The following is a 14,387-nucleotide window of genomic DNA, read 5'->3' as shown; positions in this document are numbered from 1 at the left end:
GCCGCCCCAGGATGACCCTGGGTTGGCGCAAGCCCATTGAGGTCTATGCCGAGCACTTGGCTCGATTGAGCCAGCAGCCAGACCCTGTGCATTGAATATTTGTTGCACTTGGACTTGAAACCGCCCTGGGCACAATGCGGCACACTGCTTACGAACTTGAAGCAAGCCGCCCCGCCATCCACCCTCTACGATCTGTATGCTGCCCGTGTCCAAGCCCAGCGGGAACAGCCCTTCAACCCCGGGTGGGACGGCGCCACGAATTTCGACACCAAATAACCAACACCAATGAGACAATACCAGCCCATGAAGGTTCGCGTGCTGGGCTGCTCCGGAGCCATCGCCAAGGACTGCCGGACCACCTCCTTCCTGATCGACGACAGCATCCTGGTCGATGCCGGCACCGGCGTGGGCGACCTCACGCTGGACGAGATGCGGCGCATCGACCACGTCTTCCTGACCCATTCGCACCTGGACCACATCGCCGCCCTGCCGCTGATGCTGGACGCCGTGGCCTCCCTGCGCAGCACGCCCCTGCAAATCCACGCGCTGCCCGCCACCATCGACGCGCTGCGCCAGCACGTCTTCAACAACGTCATCTGGCCCGACTTCGAGGCCATTCCCACGGTGGAGCAGCCCTTTCTGCGCCTGCACCCTCTGCAAGTGGGCGAGCAGCGCAGCATTGCCGGGCGCGTGGTAGAGGCGCTGCCCGCCGTCCACACCGTTCCAGCCGTGGGCTACGCCATCCAGGGCGACACGGGCTGGTGGGTGTTCAGCGGCGACACCGAACGCAACCCCGCGTTCTGGCAGCGCATCAACACCTTGCCCGTGGCCATGCTGGTCATCGAAACCGCCTTCAGCGACCGCGAAAGCGCCCTGGCCCGCCGCAGCCTGCACCTGTCGCCCCGCACCCTGCTGGCCGAACTGCAGGCATGCACGGCACGCGACTGCAGGGTGTACATCACCCACACCAAGCCCGCCGAAACGCAGGTCATCATGCAAGAAATCCACGAGCTGCTGGATGCGCGCGCCCACGCCCCCATCGACGTGTACTGGCTGCAGGCGGGGCAGGAATTCACGCTGTAGGCAAACGTCAATTCTTGGTGAAAAATGGCTCTGACGCTTATGCAGCCTAGATAAGAAGCTATGGTTTTTAAAGTTTCTTGCCCCCAGCACTGCGCGGTACGTGTTACCCGTGATGCAATTTGTGACAGCCTTGAACGGACAAAAATGTCGCATAAAGCCCCGCCATCGCATGGGGTGACACCCTGCTAACATTTGCCGCCCCGCAAACGCTGCTTTTGGGCTGGCACGGGAAATGCTCATACCCCTGCACACTTGGAGAATCGTTCTTCAGGTTGTTAATTGCAATTAACCCCAAGGAGTTTTCTCATGAAGCGTACTATGCAAAAGGGTTTCACCCTGATCGAACTGATGATCGTGGTGGCCATCATCGGTATTTTGGCCGCCGTGGCCCTGCCTGCCTACCAAGACTACACCAAGCGCGCCCGCGTTTCGGAAGGTCTGAGCCTGGCTTCCGGCGCCAAGACCTCCGTGACCGAATACTGGTCCAACAATGGCGCTTTCCCCACGACCAATGCCTCTGCTGGTGTTGCAACAGCCGCTTCCATCACCGGCAAGGCCGTCAACAGCGTGACCGTCGGCACCGGCGGTGCGATCACTGTGGCCTTCAACTCTACGCTGGTCCAATCCGGCAACATCTATCTGACGCCCTCCACCACCGGCGGCAGCGTGAAGTGGACCTGCACGACGAGCCTCAACCTGAAGTACGTTCCTTCCGAGTGCCGTACGACCCAATAATTCCGGCTTTGTTGACAAAAAGGGCACTTCGGTGCCCTTTTTTATTCCGCACAAAATACCATCCCTTCCCTTGAAAACCGCAAGGCCAAAGAATTCGTGATGCACAAGAAGTTCGTTGTCATGGCAGGCTGGAGCGCGCTTCTGGCATTGGTGTTGATCTGCTATTGGGCAGGGCTTCATGGCGGCTTTGTTTTTGACGATGACGTCAATATCCTCCAGAACAGCAGCCTGAGAATCACGAATGGCACGCTGGACGAGTTCTGGGCCGCAGCCGTTTCAGGGCATGCGGGCCCCCTGGGCCGTCCGGTCGCGCTGCTGACTTTTGCCCTGAATTATTATTGGGCAGGTACATTCGACGCCTTCCAGTTCAAGCTGGTCAACCTGGCTATTCACTTGGTCAACGCCATTTTGGTGGGGTGCTTTGCGCAATGGGTTTGCGAGGCATTGACAACAAAGGAAAAGGCGGCCATCACACCGGGCTTGCCCTGGGCGGGCCTCATGGTCGCAGCGCTGTGGGCCTTGCATCCCTTGAACCTCACGGCGGTGCTGTATGCCGTTCAGCGCATGACCAGCCTGTGTACGCTTTTCGGCATGGCGGGCGTCGTCATTTATGTTTGGTACAGGCGCTCTACCTACCAAAGCCTTGCCTTGAAACACCCCCTGCCGTGGGGGCTTGTCAGTGCCGTGGCAGTATTGGCTTGCCTGATCCTGTCCGCACTTTCCAAGGAATCGGGCGTTTTATTCGCCCCTCTGATTTTTTGGCTGGAATATTGTGTTTTTGGCTTCCGGTACAAAAACAACGCACTCCGCCTGGGGCGCATGCACATGCGCACCGCAGTCACCTGCGTGGTGATGCTCACCGCCGTGTACGTGGCCGTCTTCAAATTGCCCTCCATGGTGGGGCACGAAGCCTATGCCAATCGAGAGTTCACGCTGATGGAGCGCGGCCTGACCGAGGCCCGCATCCTGATCATCTACCTGCGCATGCTGCTGCTGCCGCAGGTGTCGCAGATGTCGCTGTACCACGACGATATCGTGCTGTCTCATTCGCTGCTATCGCCCCTATCGACGATTTTTGCGCTCATCGCCTTGCTGCTCATCACGGCTGCGGCGTGGCTGCTGCGAAAGAAAGTCCCCGTGCTGCTGTTCGGGTGGGGGTGGTTTCTGATTTCGCATGCGCTGGAATCGACCATATTCCCGCTCGAACTGATGTACGAGCACCGGAATTACTTCGCCATCATCGGCCCCCTGCTGGCGGTGCCCATGCTGGTGTTTCGGCTGGACGCCAAGCAATACGGAAAGCTGGCCGCATTCTGCCTGGTGGCCTATGTGGCGCTGCTGGGCTTCATCACCCACGTGCGGTCGCTGCAGTGGTCCAACACCATGGACTGGGCGGCGCTGGAGGCGGAAAACAGGCCAGGCTCCATGCGCGCGAGCTACGAGCTGGGGCGGCTGTATATCGTGCTGCTCCATACCTACGGAGACCCCAAATTTGGCCAATTGGCGGACGATGCCCTGGTGCGCGCGCAGAACAACGACAAGGGCGCCCTGTTGCCCTTGGCGGCCCGGATTCAACTGGCCTACATGCAGGGCGCGGCGCCGAAACCGGAACTGATCGAGCAGTTAAAAACCGGGTTCCGCACGGAGAAATACCGTAATGTAAATACATCCGTATTGCAATCATTGATGAACTGCCAGTTGCAGAAAAACTGCCATATGGCTGACAACGACATGATGGATATTCTGCAAGCTGCCTATGAAAATCCATTGACTCCAATAAGTGAGCGCGCAGAGGTATCGAAGCTGATGGGAAACTATCTCATCAGCGGCATGAACGATTTGGCGGGAGGGGTCGCGCTGATCCGACAATCCATCGATTTGCAAGACAAGGCGAGCAGCCGCATCATGTACGCGCAGGCGCTTGCAATGGGCGGGAAATTCAATGCCGCAATGTCTGAACTGGACGAGGCTGAGCGACTAGATACCCGGAGGGAGCAGGCGTTGTTCATCGAGCGAGAGCGGAAAAACATCAAAGAGGCGATGCAATAATTTGCCCCACCCATTCACCATGCACGCAGAACCAACGCAACAGCCGGGCAGCAGCCGTTTTATGAACCCACCCATTGGCACGAGGTTATCCATCGTCATCCCGGCAAAAAACGAAGCCGAAGCGGTTGGCAGCGTCGTGCAGAGGGTGAAGGCATTGCTGCCCGCAGGGGAGATCATCGTTGTCAACGACGGCTCCACCGACGACACCGAAGCCGTGGCATCCCAGGCAGGCGCCAGGGTGGTCAGCCACCCGTACTCCAAAGGCAACGGTGCGGCCATCAAGACCGGAGCGCGCGAAGCCACCGGCGATGTCATCGTGTTCATGGATGCGGATGGCCAGCACGACCCGGCGGATATTCTCCGTTTGCTCGAACGCATCGAGCAGGGCCACGACATGGTGGTCGGTGCCCGCCAGAAAGGGTCGCAGGCCAGCGTGGGGCGTGGCCTGGCAAATGCCTTGTACAACCGCCTCGCAAGCTGGATGACCGGCCACCCGGTGGAAGACCTGACTTCGGGCTTTCGCGCCGCACGCGCAGCCAAGTTCCGCAAGTTCCTCTACCTGCTGCCCAACGGCTTTTCATACCCCACCACCAGCACCATGGCGTTCTTTCGCGCCGGGTATTCGGTGGCTTATGTGCCCATTCACGCCGCCAAGCGCATCGGCAAGAGCCACATCCGCCTGCTGCGCGACGGCGCACGGTTCTTCCTCATCATCTTCAAGATCGGCACGCTGTTTTCGCCGTTGAAGATCTTTGCGCCGGTGGCGCTGGCCATGTTTGGATTGGCGTCTGCCTGGTATGGCTGGACCTGGTGGCACCAGGGCCGGTTCACCAACATGAGTGCGCTGCTCTATACCGGCAGCGTGATGGTGTTTCTGATGGGGTTGATTTCAGAGCAGATCACGGCGCTGATGTACACGGACGAGTCTTGAATGTCGAAGAAATTGAGAAATAGCATGCGTTTGTCGCCATGGCTGCTTGCCCTTATTATGCTTTTCGGAGCCTGGCTACGCGTGGATGTGACGCTGAAAACGCAGGTGGACCTCCCAATTCGGGCAGATGCCAGAGATTATTATAGTTATGCGTATAATTTGGTGAATCACGGAATTTACTCAAGAGATGCGGGATTCCTGAATTCGGAAAACAAACAATTATCGCCCGATGCCCTGAGATCTCCAGGATATCCATTGTTTCTTGCACTGTTTGTCAGCCATCTGCCGATAGGCAAGGCCGTTTTTGACATTACCTTGGCTCAGGCTGTGCTCGGAACGCTCCTCGTGCTGCTGACGTTTTTGGCGGCACGGCAGTGTCTGCCACCGAACTGGGCATTGATGCCCGCCTTTCTGGTTGCAATATCGCCGCAATTGGTCAATTGTGGCGTTTATGTACTCTCAGAGACGCTGTTTATATTTTTAATGATGGCGGGGCTTGTTTGCATTGCCATGGAGGCGCGCAAGTCGCAGGCGGGCTGGGTTCTGTTTGCGGGTGGTTTGGCGCTGGGCGCGGCTGCGCTTGTGCGCCCTACCTTGAATTATTTTGTACCCTTTTTGCTGGTGACATTTCTACCGGCCATTCCGAAGGCGCAACGGTGGAGTTGGGCGGTCAAGGTGGTGCTCGGCTTTGCGCTGATGACCATTCCCTGGACACTGCGAAATTGGATTGTGCTGGGTGGAGGCGATCAAACCTTACTCATCAGTGCGCTGGTTCACGGCCATTACCCGTGGAGCATGTACGAATGGAATCCGCTGTCCTTGGGTTATCCCTATCGCTACGATCCGCAAATTGCCGATATTTCTTCCAGCCTTGGGGCTGCACTGCGCGGGATATCCGAACGGGTTGCGGAGCACCCGGTTGATTATTTTGTGTGGTATTTTATTGGCAAGCCTCTGATGTTTTTCTCTTGGGGTGATGTTGCAGCCTGGAGGGAGTTTTTTACGTACCCCATGATTACCAGCCCCTATTTTTACAACCCTGTTTTCGTCGGAACCAAACTGGCCATGCAGGGATTGCATGCGGTGCTTGTTATTTTGGCAGTGGTTGCCGTGTCTGCTCTTGTGTTGAAACGCTGGATTGACGGCTTTCAAGAACAATACAACGTTGTCTATCACCTGTTTGTGGCAACGTTTTTGTACTTTTTGGCAGTACACGTGGTTGGATTTCCTATCGCCCGATATTGTGTGCCGCTGTTGCCTGTTATTTTCATCCTGGCAGCCTATATGGTTTATCAGATTGTGCAGAATATTCGAAAGAAGAATCTGTACAAAATACACAGCCATGGTCGCGGATAGAAATATCGCAAAATCTGCATGCTGCAAGCACTTGCGATCTCGGGATTGACGCCATGCCTGGCCCCTTAGCCCTTGCCACGATCCGCACCAACGCCGTCCAGGGCCTGCGGCGGGTTGAGCAGTCGGGTAACTTGCTGCTGGCAGCGCGGCCTGCTCGGGTGGCGCTTTTGCCGGGGTGGCTGCTTTGGCGGCGTTTTTGTTGGTCTGTACGCTGGCACGGCAAGGCAGCGGTGTTGGCTGGCGCGTATTACTGGTAATTGGCGTGGTAGCGATGCTATTGCAGCCACTTTCCGCGCTGGCGGTGGTGCAACTGATGGCGGTGGAGCGCACAGCACGCTCGCAGTTGCTGTAAACGCTTCGTCGTTTCGCATCTTTATAAGTTAATTTATGAGCGCCATCCAAAAAACACCAAGCATTGCCGTCATCATTCCCTGCTTCAACGAAGCGCTGGCCATCGGCCAGGTTCTTGACGATTTCAAAGCAGTCTTGCCTGAAGCCACGCTGTACGTGTTCGACAACAATTCCACGGATGACACCAGCCGGGTCGCCCAGACCCATGGTGCCATCGTTGTTCATGTGCCGCTACGCGGCAAAGGCAACGTCGTGCGCCGCATGTTCGCTGATGTCGAGGCCGACATATACGTAATGGCCGATGGCGATGCGACCTACCACGCGCCATCGGCACGCAAAATGATTGACTTGCTGATAGACAAGCATCTGGACATGATTGTGGCCGCGCGAGTAGAGACGGAAGAACCACGACAAGGTATCACCTACCGTCCGGGCCATAGGCTAGGCAACAAATTCCTGACCAGCGGCGTGCAAATTATTTTTGGTGGCTCATTCCGTGACATGCTGTCGGGCTATCGAGTCTTTTCGCGTCGCTATGTGAAATCGTTTCCGGCCCATTCGCATGGTTTTGAGATCGAGACCGAGTTGAACGTCCATGCGTTGGAGTTGCGCATGCCCTGCACTGAAATCGATACGCCTTACGGCGCGCGCCTTGAGGGTTCGATCAGCAAACTATCCACCTATCGGGATGGCTGGCACATTCTGAAAACAATTGGGCGACTCGTCCTCAGCGAAAAGCCTTTGCAGTTTTTTGGCTGGCTGGCCGCAGTGTTAATGCTGACATCCGTGGCGTTGGCCGCTCCTATTATTTATGAGTTTGAGCAAACTGGTTTGGTGCGACGGTTTCCCACGCTGGTGCTTGTCACCGCCATGATGGTGTGTGGTGTTTTGTCGGGCGCGTGTGGTCTTATTCTTCACGGCATCCGAAAAATGCGCCGCGAGCTGAAGCGCTTTGCCTATCTCAGAATCGAGGCGGCTGGTAATCATTCACGGTCATGAAGAGTATTCAGAGATTGCTGTGGTTCGGGGTCGCGGGAGTCACCGGCTTGGCGGTGGATATGGGCACGCTAATGATTTTGCACGAATCAATGGGTGCCTATGGTGCCCGCATCGCGTCCTTTCTCACGGCGGCAACAGCGACCTGGCTCATCAACCGCCGCCTAACGTTCACTGGTCGTTCGGCTGGCGTGGGGATATGGGGCGAGTACGTGCGTTACCTGGGGTTGATGCTTGGTGGTGGTGTAGTTAATTTGACCGTGTACTCGCTGCTTGCCTGGAAATTCTCGCAAACTCCACTGTGGCTCAATATTTATGTTTGCGCTGGAAGTCTTGCCGGGATGGCGATTAATTATCTGGGAACTAACCAATGGCTCTATCGTCACAAGGGATCGCAAGAGAGCGATTCAATATTCAGTAGATAATGGTAAAACCATGACGCCCCGTATCTCCATCGCCATGTCGGCTGAAAACGAAGAAGGAGCCGTCTGCCTCGTCGTCGCGCAACTGCACCGCATGCTGCCGGATGCCGAAAGGACGTGGTGGCACCAAGGGCGCCTCACCAACATGAGCGCACTGCTTTATACAGGCAGCGTGATGGTGTTCTTGATGGGGTTGATCTCTCAGCAGATCTCGGCACTGATGTATAGAGGCCACGAGTGAATACGCTCCCAGTTGCGAAACCCAAGTTACTCGTGTTGGCTTCTACCTACCCGCGCTGGCCAGGCGACCATGAGCCGGGCTTCGTGCATGAGCTTGCCAAACGCCTTGTGGGCCAGTTCCACGTCATCGTGCTGTGCCCGCACGCCAAGGGCGCAGCGCCCGCGGAAATGATGGACGGCGTGGAGGTGATTCGTTACCGCTACGCCCCCGCGGGGCTGGAAACACTGGTCAACAACGGCGGCATCGTGACCAACTTGCGCAATAGCCGCTGGAAGTTGCTGCTGGTACCCGGTTTCGTGCTGCTGCAAGCCTGGCACGCGTGGCGCTTGTGCCGTCAGCGCCGGATCGACGTGGTACATGCGCATTGGCTCATTCCGCAGGGATTGATCGCTGCGCTGCTGGGCAGGTCATTCGTCGTGACCTCGCACGGGGCCGATCTGTACGCATTGCGCAGCAAGCCCTTGCAGGCGCTCAAGCGCTTCGTGTTGGGCAAGGCTCAAGCCGCTACCGTGGTGAGCAGCGCCATGCGTGACGCGGTTGGCCAGCTGGGCGCCAATGTGGACAGGGTTTCCGTGGTGCCCATGGGCGTGGACATGGCCGGGCGCTTCATGCCCAATGGCGCTGTGCAGCGTTCACGCAGCGAATTGCTTTTCGTGGGCCGCCTGGTAGAGAAGAAGGGATTGCGCTACCTGCTGGACGCACTGCCCGCAGTGTTACAAGAGCGCCCCGATGTAACGCTGACCATCGCCGGTTTCGGCCCGGATGAGGCGCCGCTCAAGGCGCAGGCGCGACTGGCGGGTCTGGAGGATTCGGTACGCTTCCTCGGCGCGGTGGCACAGAAGGACTTGCCTGACTTGTACCAACGCGCTGCGTTATTTGTGGCGCCTTTCATCAAGGCGGAGTCTGGCGATCAGGAAGGGTTGCCCGTTGCCCTGATGGAAGCCGTGGCCTGTGGTTGCCCAGCTCTCGCGGGTGATGTGGCAGGCTTGCAGGACATCTTTGGAACGCAGGCGGACGCATGCATCGTCAATCCTCGGGACGCCGATGCACTCGCCCACGCCATTCTTCGCCAACTGCGAGACCCGAAACAGGCCGTGGAACGAAGTCTGTCGATGAGGGCTGCCATGCGGGAGCGCCTGGGCTGGGATCATGTCGCTCCACGTTACGCAGAGCTGCTCCGAAGTGGTCGCCAGGAATATTGATGAAAATTGGCTGTAACCCTTATACAACAAGCATCAGATGCTATTTTTAATGTAGCACATCGGCAGGCTGCACCAATCCTGCGAGCATCGGCTCGATCTCTCCGATCAGGGCACTCCAATCGTGGATGGCGACCGCAGGGGCGGCAGGTGCGCTCAATTGGTTGGTGACAGCGACAGCAAGCCCTTGTGCATCGCCGGACTGAAACATGATCTGCGGCGTAGCGGCGAACAGCGTTGACATTTCACCGATATCCGTCACAGCCACGCACAAACCGCAGGCCAGCATCTCATACGCCTTTTGCGGAAAGCAGTAGCGGCCAAAGGGCGTGTCCAGAATGGAGATGATGCCCACGTCCAGCGCACTAAACAGCTCAGCCACCTGCGCGTGCGACAGGTGGCCCAGATAATGCACGCGCTCGCCTTGTGGCGGCGGCAACTCGGGACGGTAGGGGCCCGCGAGCACCAGATGCAAATCTGGGTGCTCGGCGGCCAGGTGGGGCCAGGCTTGGTAGATGGGCTCTACACCTTTGTCACGGTACAGGCCGCCCGCCGTGCCGATCAGCCGGGCATGGGGCGGCAAGCCCAGGCGCTCGCGCGCCGCAGCCTTGTCGGCGGGGTGGAACACTTGCAAATCGACGCTGCTGGGCATGGATACGACCGTGCCCCGAGCGCGGTAATCGTGCAGCACCAACTGGCGCAACGGCTCACTGGTGGTCAGCACCAGCCCCGCATTGCGCGTGGCCCAGCGCAGCGCAGGCACGAAACCTGGAATGCGTGCCTGGCCAAACCCTTCGAAGTTGTCGTACAGATCAACGGCATAGGGCACGCCAAGCCTGCGGGCCAGCCAAGCGGCAAGTGCAACGTGGGGGATGTCGGATGCGCCGATCAGCACGTCCGGACGGAAGTCGCGCAGCCGTCTCAATAATTGCCAGGGATACGCAGGCAGGGACAGCTTGAAGCACCCGGCGGGTTGCGACTCCCACGCCAATGCGCCCGGGGCGGCATCGTCGTGCTGCCACTGCTGGCGGGCGCTGGCGTCGTCGTGGTAGTCAAGGCAGTAGCCGCGCACTTCATGCCCCAGGCGGGCAAGCTGGGCGGGTATCTCGTACAAGCGCGCGTAGCGATCGAGGATGACATCCTTGCCCATGTAACGGCGTTTGCAGAGGAAGGCGATGCGCATGCTCAAGCCAAACGCTCCAACAACTTCTGCGCTGCCGCCAGCGCCGCACCCACCACCTGGTCCATGTTGTAGTAACGGTACTCGGCCAGGCGACCGACGAAGGTCACGCCCGGCTCGACATCGGCCAGTTCCTGGTAGCGCTTGAACAGTGCTTCGTTCTCGTCGCTGGGGATGGGGTAATACGGGTCGCCCTCGGCCTGCGGGTACTCGCGCACGATGGACGTGCCTGCATGCTGCTGCCCGGTCAGGTGCTTGAACTCGGTGATGCGGGTGTAGGCGTGGTCGTTGGGGTAGTTGACCGTGCCCGTCGGCTGGTACTGTGCGGTGCCCGCCAGATGCTCGTGTTCGAAGCGCAGCGAGCGATAAGGCAGCGGGCCGTGGCAATGGCCGAAGTAGGCGTCGATGGGGCCGGTATAGACCACATGGCCCCAGCCGCCGCGCTGGCGCACATCGGCAAAGTCCACGCCCAGCTCCACGGTGATGTTGGGGTGGGCGAGCATGCGCTCGAACATCTTTGTGTAGCCATGCAACGGCATGGCCTGGAAGGTGTCGGTGAAGTAGCGGTCGTCGGTATTGGTGCGCACCGGGATGCGTGCGGCCACCCCGGCCTTGAGTTGCGAGGGCTCCACGCCCCACTGTTTGCGCGTGTAGTTGAGGAAGAACTTCTCGTACAGATCGCGACCCACGGAGTTGAGCACCACGTCCTCGCTGCTGCGCACCGGCTCGCGTGGTTCGCGCACGCGCTCGAAGAAGGCAGTTGCGCCCGCTTCGTCCAGATCGAGGCCGTACAACTGATTAAGCGTGTCGCGGTTGATGGGGAAGGGGTAGCGCTTGCCATCGACCACGCCCAACACGCGGTGCTCGTAAGGCCGCCATTCGGTAAAGCGCGACAGGTACTGCCACACCCGCTCGCTGTTGGTGTGAAAGATGTGCGGGCCATAGCGGTGTACCAGCACGCCGTGCGCGTCCGGCTCGTCAAAGGCATTGCCGGCAATGTGCGGGCGTTTGTCGATGATGTGGACGTGGTGGCCTGCGTCGGCCAGTTCGCGGGCGGCGGTGCAGCCGGCAAAGCCGCAGCCGGTGATGAGGATAGGGGCGGTCATGAAAATCAGGCAGGTGAAGACAGAAATTGTTGCGGGGTCACGATTCGATCATCCATGTCCTTGGACGCCAACAGCAGCTTGTCGCCAGTAACGAGCTGCATGTCGCTGCGCGCAGCCAACAGGTCCCACAGGTGCTGGTCGCCAGGGTCTGGTGCTGCGGGGCCAGGAGCGGGGTTGATGACGATGCCGTGCTGCGCAAGCTCCACCAGCAGGGTCTCCACGTCGGCAGGCGCCAGCCCGTGCGCCTTGCGCAGCTTGGCCCGGCTCAGTACGTCCAGGTATTCCGCCAGCAAAGCGTCCGAGATCACGAACGGGAACACGCCCTGGAGCATGCCGCGCACGATCTGGGCGGGTGGCGTGTCCTTGCCCGGCGTGACAAGCGCAGCCACCACCACATTGGTGTCAATGACGGCTGGGCTTCTCATTGCGATGCGCCCGCACTTCTTGGGTTGCCAGCTCTTGGGCCTCTTCCGGGCGCAGGCTGCTGTGCTGACCCGCGCGCGCAAAGATGTCCAGCGCGTCCTCGCGGGTCTTGATGCCATAGAACTCCAGGCTCTCGTCGATCAACACGCCGATGGCCTTGCCGCGCCGGGCTGCGGCTTCCTTCAATGCACGGTAGCGAGGTTCGCTCAGGGTGATGGTCAAACGGCTCATGGTGGCACCTTGGTGATTTGATGTTTTGGTGACTGCGTATTTTATGGGAGCCGCTGTAACAGTGCATCAATCAATGCGCCAGAGCGTGTGGCGTTTGCCTTTGATACCAAGCAAACCGTCGATGAACCCCGCGAAGAAAGCATGGGTCTGGGCCAACTTGCGAGGCTCTTTCAACAATGCAGCAAACAGACGCACGAAGGAGCCGGGAATGGTTTGGGTGAATAACCGCAAACCATAGTGCCTGCGAGCAATGAGCAAACGATTGCGAGTGTCGTAATAGCGTTTCCAAGGTGGAAGGGCCAGACAGGTAATCGTGCGACCCAATACACGCACCTTGTAAGGGCGCGACTTGGGGTGTTCTATGCGGCTTCTGCCTGCGATGATGGTGTGCGCCCCGGCACGCTGCGCACGCACGCAATACTCCACATCGTCGGCGGCGATGAAATAGCCAGCATCCGGCAGTCCGATGCGTGCCACCAAGTCACGATGAATGAGGAAACCCAGAAAGGGCAGGGACTGAACGATGGCTTTTTGGGGAACTGTGGCGGGGTTGGATATTTCACCCAACGAGGGGTCAAGTATCGTGGTCAGCCACGACGTTTCGTCGCCACAAATCGCCAGTGAGCCATAAACATGACGGGGATCGGTTGCCACCTGCATCAGTTGCTCCAGCGCATGCGGATGTGGCTCGGCGTCGTCGTCCATCATCCAAACCCATTCCGCCCCTTGATTGATGGCGTGCTTCAGACCTGCGGCGAACCCACCTGCGCCGCCGGTATTTTCTGGCATGGCAAGCAGCTCCACATTTGGCTTTTCCAGCCAACCTTCATCTATCAACATTTCGCGCGTGCCATCGGTGGAAGCATTGTCCACGATAAGCAGACGGGCGGGCTGCAAGGTCTGTGCCGCATGGGCCGCGAGTGCCTTGCGCAACAGAGGCTTGCGATTGTAAGTAACAACCACGGTATATCCTGTGCGCGTGAAGACATCACCTCTCATGAAATTCTCCGAATGGAATCGAATCCAGCAATCCATCCTCTTGTCAGTCGGGCAAGATGGTTAACTATTCTTTTTGGATAGAAAATCCATTCAATAATCAATGGATGAATGAATGGGAGTGAATGAAATATCTTGTCGGGCGGGCGCGATGCACCATCCAGTTGCAAGGCCAATTCTGCAAATCCCTTCCAATAGAATGGAGAGAAATAAAATCCCCCGTGAACCGCAGACCATAATCCACGGGCAGCGGCGCGCGCTTCAACCCCCCCCCCCCTCTCCAATCGATTGTCTTGCTTTAGGGTGGCAACAGTTCTTGCAATAGATAAGGCCCGATTAATATAATAATCATTGGTTGGGTAGGGTTTTGAGAGCCGCCAGCGTGAATGCTGATACCAAACACCAACCGCATCGTTGCTGACAATCCACCGTGGATTTTGCATATGTGAGATGCGACGCATCCAGTCTTCATCCTCGGTGGTGGACCATTCTTCATTCCATCGCAAGTGGCGAACCAAGTCAGTCTTATATACACTTGCAAATGTCAGCGCCGGGCAATTCGGGCCTAACACAGCACACACATAGCTGCTTGTGCCATCGGGATAGATCGTCTGGAATGTTTCGCCCGTCTCGTCTTGTATATCGCCGGCATATGTGCTTATATCGGCCGAGTATTTGATGAATTCTAAATATTGTTTTTTTGCAATATTAGGGATGAGAAAATCATCGTCATCCAGGAATCTGAGCAGTTCTCCGGTTGCATTGGCAATTCCTAGATTTCTTGCATGGCTAACATTTGCTCGCTTGGTGCGAATGACTTCAACGGTAAGATTGTCCAATAAGCAAATATCATCGGGTAGAATGAATTTATCCGAATCAGGGCCGTTGACAACTACGATCACATTTATGAAAAGTGAGTCATCATCAACGCAAGTGCTTCTGATGGCGCGCAGCAAGAGCTCTTGACGTTTTCCCGTGGTGGGAATCACAATAGACACGGCGTGCTTCGCCATTAAAATCCTCAAGCGTTTCTCAAAATTAACCAAGCGGATGCATGTCTCAATGATCGCCGCAAGCAATTATGGTAC

Annotated in this window: 15 protein-coding genes; 9 read left to right on the top strand and 6 right to left on the bottom strand. The window is 57.8% G+C overall.

The genetic code is table 11. The annotated features are described in order from the left end of the window. Positions 1-303: 303 nt before the first annotated feature. The 9 genes from QM569_RS02405 (at position 304) to QM569_RS02365 (ending at position 9,366) form a co-directional block, all read left to right on the top strand. Positions 304-1,083, top strand: coding sequence for an MBL fold metallo-hydrolase (locus QM569_RS02405; protein WP_414985629.1), 780 nt, complete (start codon positions 304-306; stop codon positions 1,081-1,083). A 306-nt stretch (positions 1,084-1,389) separates the two neighbouring features. Beyond that, positions 1,390-1,818, top strand: coding sequence for a pilin (locus QM569_RS02400; protein ID WP_414985628.1), 429 nt, complete (start codon positions 1,390-1,392; stop codon positions 1,816-1,818). Positions 1,819-1,917: 99 nt separating this feature from the next. Beyond that, positions 1,918-3,867, top strand: a complete 1,950-nt coding sequence (locus tag QM569_RS02395; protein WP_414985627.1) for a hypothetical protein — start codon at positions 1,918-1,920, stop codon at positions 3,865-3,867. A 61-nt stretch (positions 3,868-3,928) separates the two neighbouring features. Beyond that, positions 3,929-4,798, top strand: coding sequence for a glycosyltransferase family 2 protein (locus QM569_RS02390; protein ID WP_414985626.1), 870 nt, complete (start codon positions 3,929-3,931; stop codon positions 4,796-4,798). Beyond that, positions 4,799-6,154, top strand: coding sequence for a glycosyltransferase family 39 protein (locus QM569_RS02385; protein ID WP_414985625.1), 1,356 nt, complete (start codon positions 4,799-4,801; stop codon positions 6,152-6,154). 387 nt (positions 6,155-6,541) lie between these two features. Next, positions 6,542-7,504: a glycosyltransferase family 2 protein gene (locus QM569_RS02380; protein WP_414985624.1), complete on the top strand. Its 963-nt coding sequence runs from the start codon at positions 6,542-6,544 to the stop codon at positions 7,502-7,504. After that, on the top strand, positions 7,501-7,926 hold the full coding sequence (locus tag QM569_RS02375; RefSeq protein ID WP_414985623.1) for a GtrA family protein: 426 nt from the start codon (positions 7,501-7,503) through the stop codon (positions 7,924-7,926). Before QM569_RS02380 ends, QM569_RS02375 begins: the two co-directional genes overlap by 4 nt. 10 nt (positions 7,927-7,936) lie before the next feature. After that, positions 7,937-8,164 (top strand): hypothetical protein, encoded by a 228-nt coding sequence (locus QM569_RS02370; protein WP_414985622.1) that lies wholly within the window; start codon positions 7,937-7,939, stop codon positions 8,162-8,164. A gap of 32 nt (positions 8,165-8,196) precedes the next feature. Continuing rightward, on the top strand, positions 8,197-9,366 hold the full coding sequence (locus QM569_RS02365) for a glycosyltransferase (protein ID WP_414985621.1): 1,170 nt from the start codon (positions 8,197-8,199) through the stop codon (positions 9,364-9,366). 46 nt (positions 9,367-9,412) lie between these two features. Here the strand turns inward: QM569_RS02365 and QM569_RS02360 are convergent, their stop codons facing one another. The 6 genes from QM569_RS02360 to QM569_RS02335 all read right to left on the bottom strand — a co-directional run bounded on the left by QM569_RS02360 (position 9,413) and on the right by QM569_RS02335 (position 14,312). Beyond that, positions 9,413-10,546 carry a glycosyltransferase family 4 protein gene (locus tag QM569_RS02360; RefSeq protein WP_414985620.1) on the bottom strand — a complete coding sequence of 378 codons (1,134 nt, stop codon included), beginning with the start codon at positions 10,544-10,546 and terminating at the stop codon, positions 9,413-9,415. A 2-nt stretch (positions 10,547-10,548) separates the two neighbouring features. Then, entirely contained in the window at positions 10,549-11,649 is a 1,101-nt protein-coding gene (glf, locus tag QM569_RS02355; protein ID WP_414985619.1) for a UDP-galactopyranose mutase, read from the bottom strand. A gap of 5 nt (positions 11,650-11,654) precedes the next feature. Continuing rightward, on the bottom strand, positions 11,655-12,038 hold the full coding sequence (locus tag QM569_RS02350; protein ID WP_414985618.1) for a putative toxin-antitoxin system toxin component, PIN family: 384 nt from the start codon (positions 12,036-12,038) through the stop codon (positions 11,655-11,657). Between the two features lie 13 nt (positions 12,039-12,051). Further along, the gene (locus tag QM569_RS02345; protein WP_414985617.1) at positions 12,052-12,303 is read right to left on the bottom strand and encodes a CopG family transcriptional regulator; all 252 of its coding nucleotides are present in this window, start codon (positions 12,301-12,303) and stop codon (positions 12,052-12,054) included. Between the two features lie 66 nt (positions 12,304-12,369). Continuing rightward, a complete protein-coding gene (locus tag QM569_RS02340; protein WP_414985616.1) occupies positions 12,370-13,302 on the bottom strand; it encodes a glycosyltransferase in 933 nt (310 codons plus the stop codon). After that, positions 13,299-14,312 (bottom strand): glycosyltransferase family A protein, encoded by a 1,014-nt coding sequence (locus tag QM569_RS02335; RefSeq protein ID WP_414985615.1) that lies wholly within the window; start codon positions 14,310-14,312, stop codon positions 13,299-13,301. The genes QM569_RS02340 and QM569_RS02335 overlap by 4 nt, the downstream gene beginning before the upstream one ends. Between the last annotated feature and the right edge of the window lie 75 nt (positions 14,313-14,387).

The sequence above is a fragment of the Acidovorax sp. genome, from assembly GCF_047607405.1.
Lineage (GTDB): Bacteria > Pseudomonadota > Gammaproteobacteria > Burkholderiales > Burkholderiaceae_C > Acidovorax.
The sequence above is the reverse complement of the archived record's forward strand: the minus strand, read 5'-3'. Positions and strand labels throughout refer to the sequence as shown.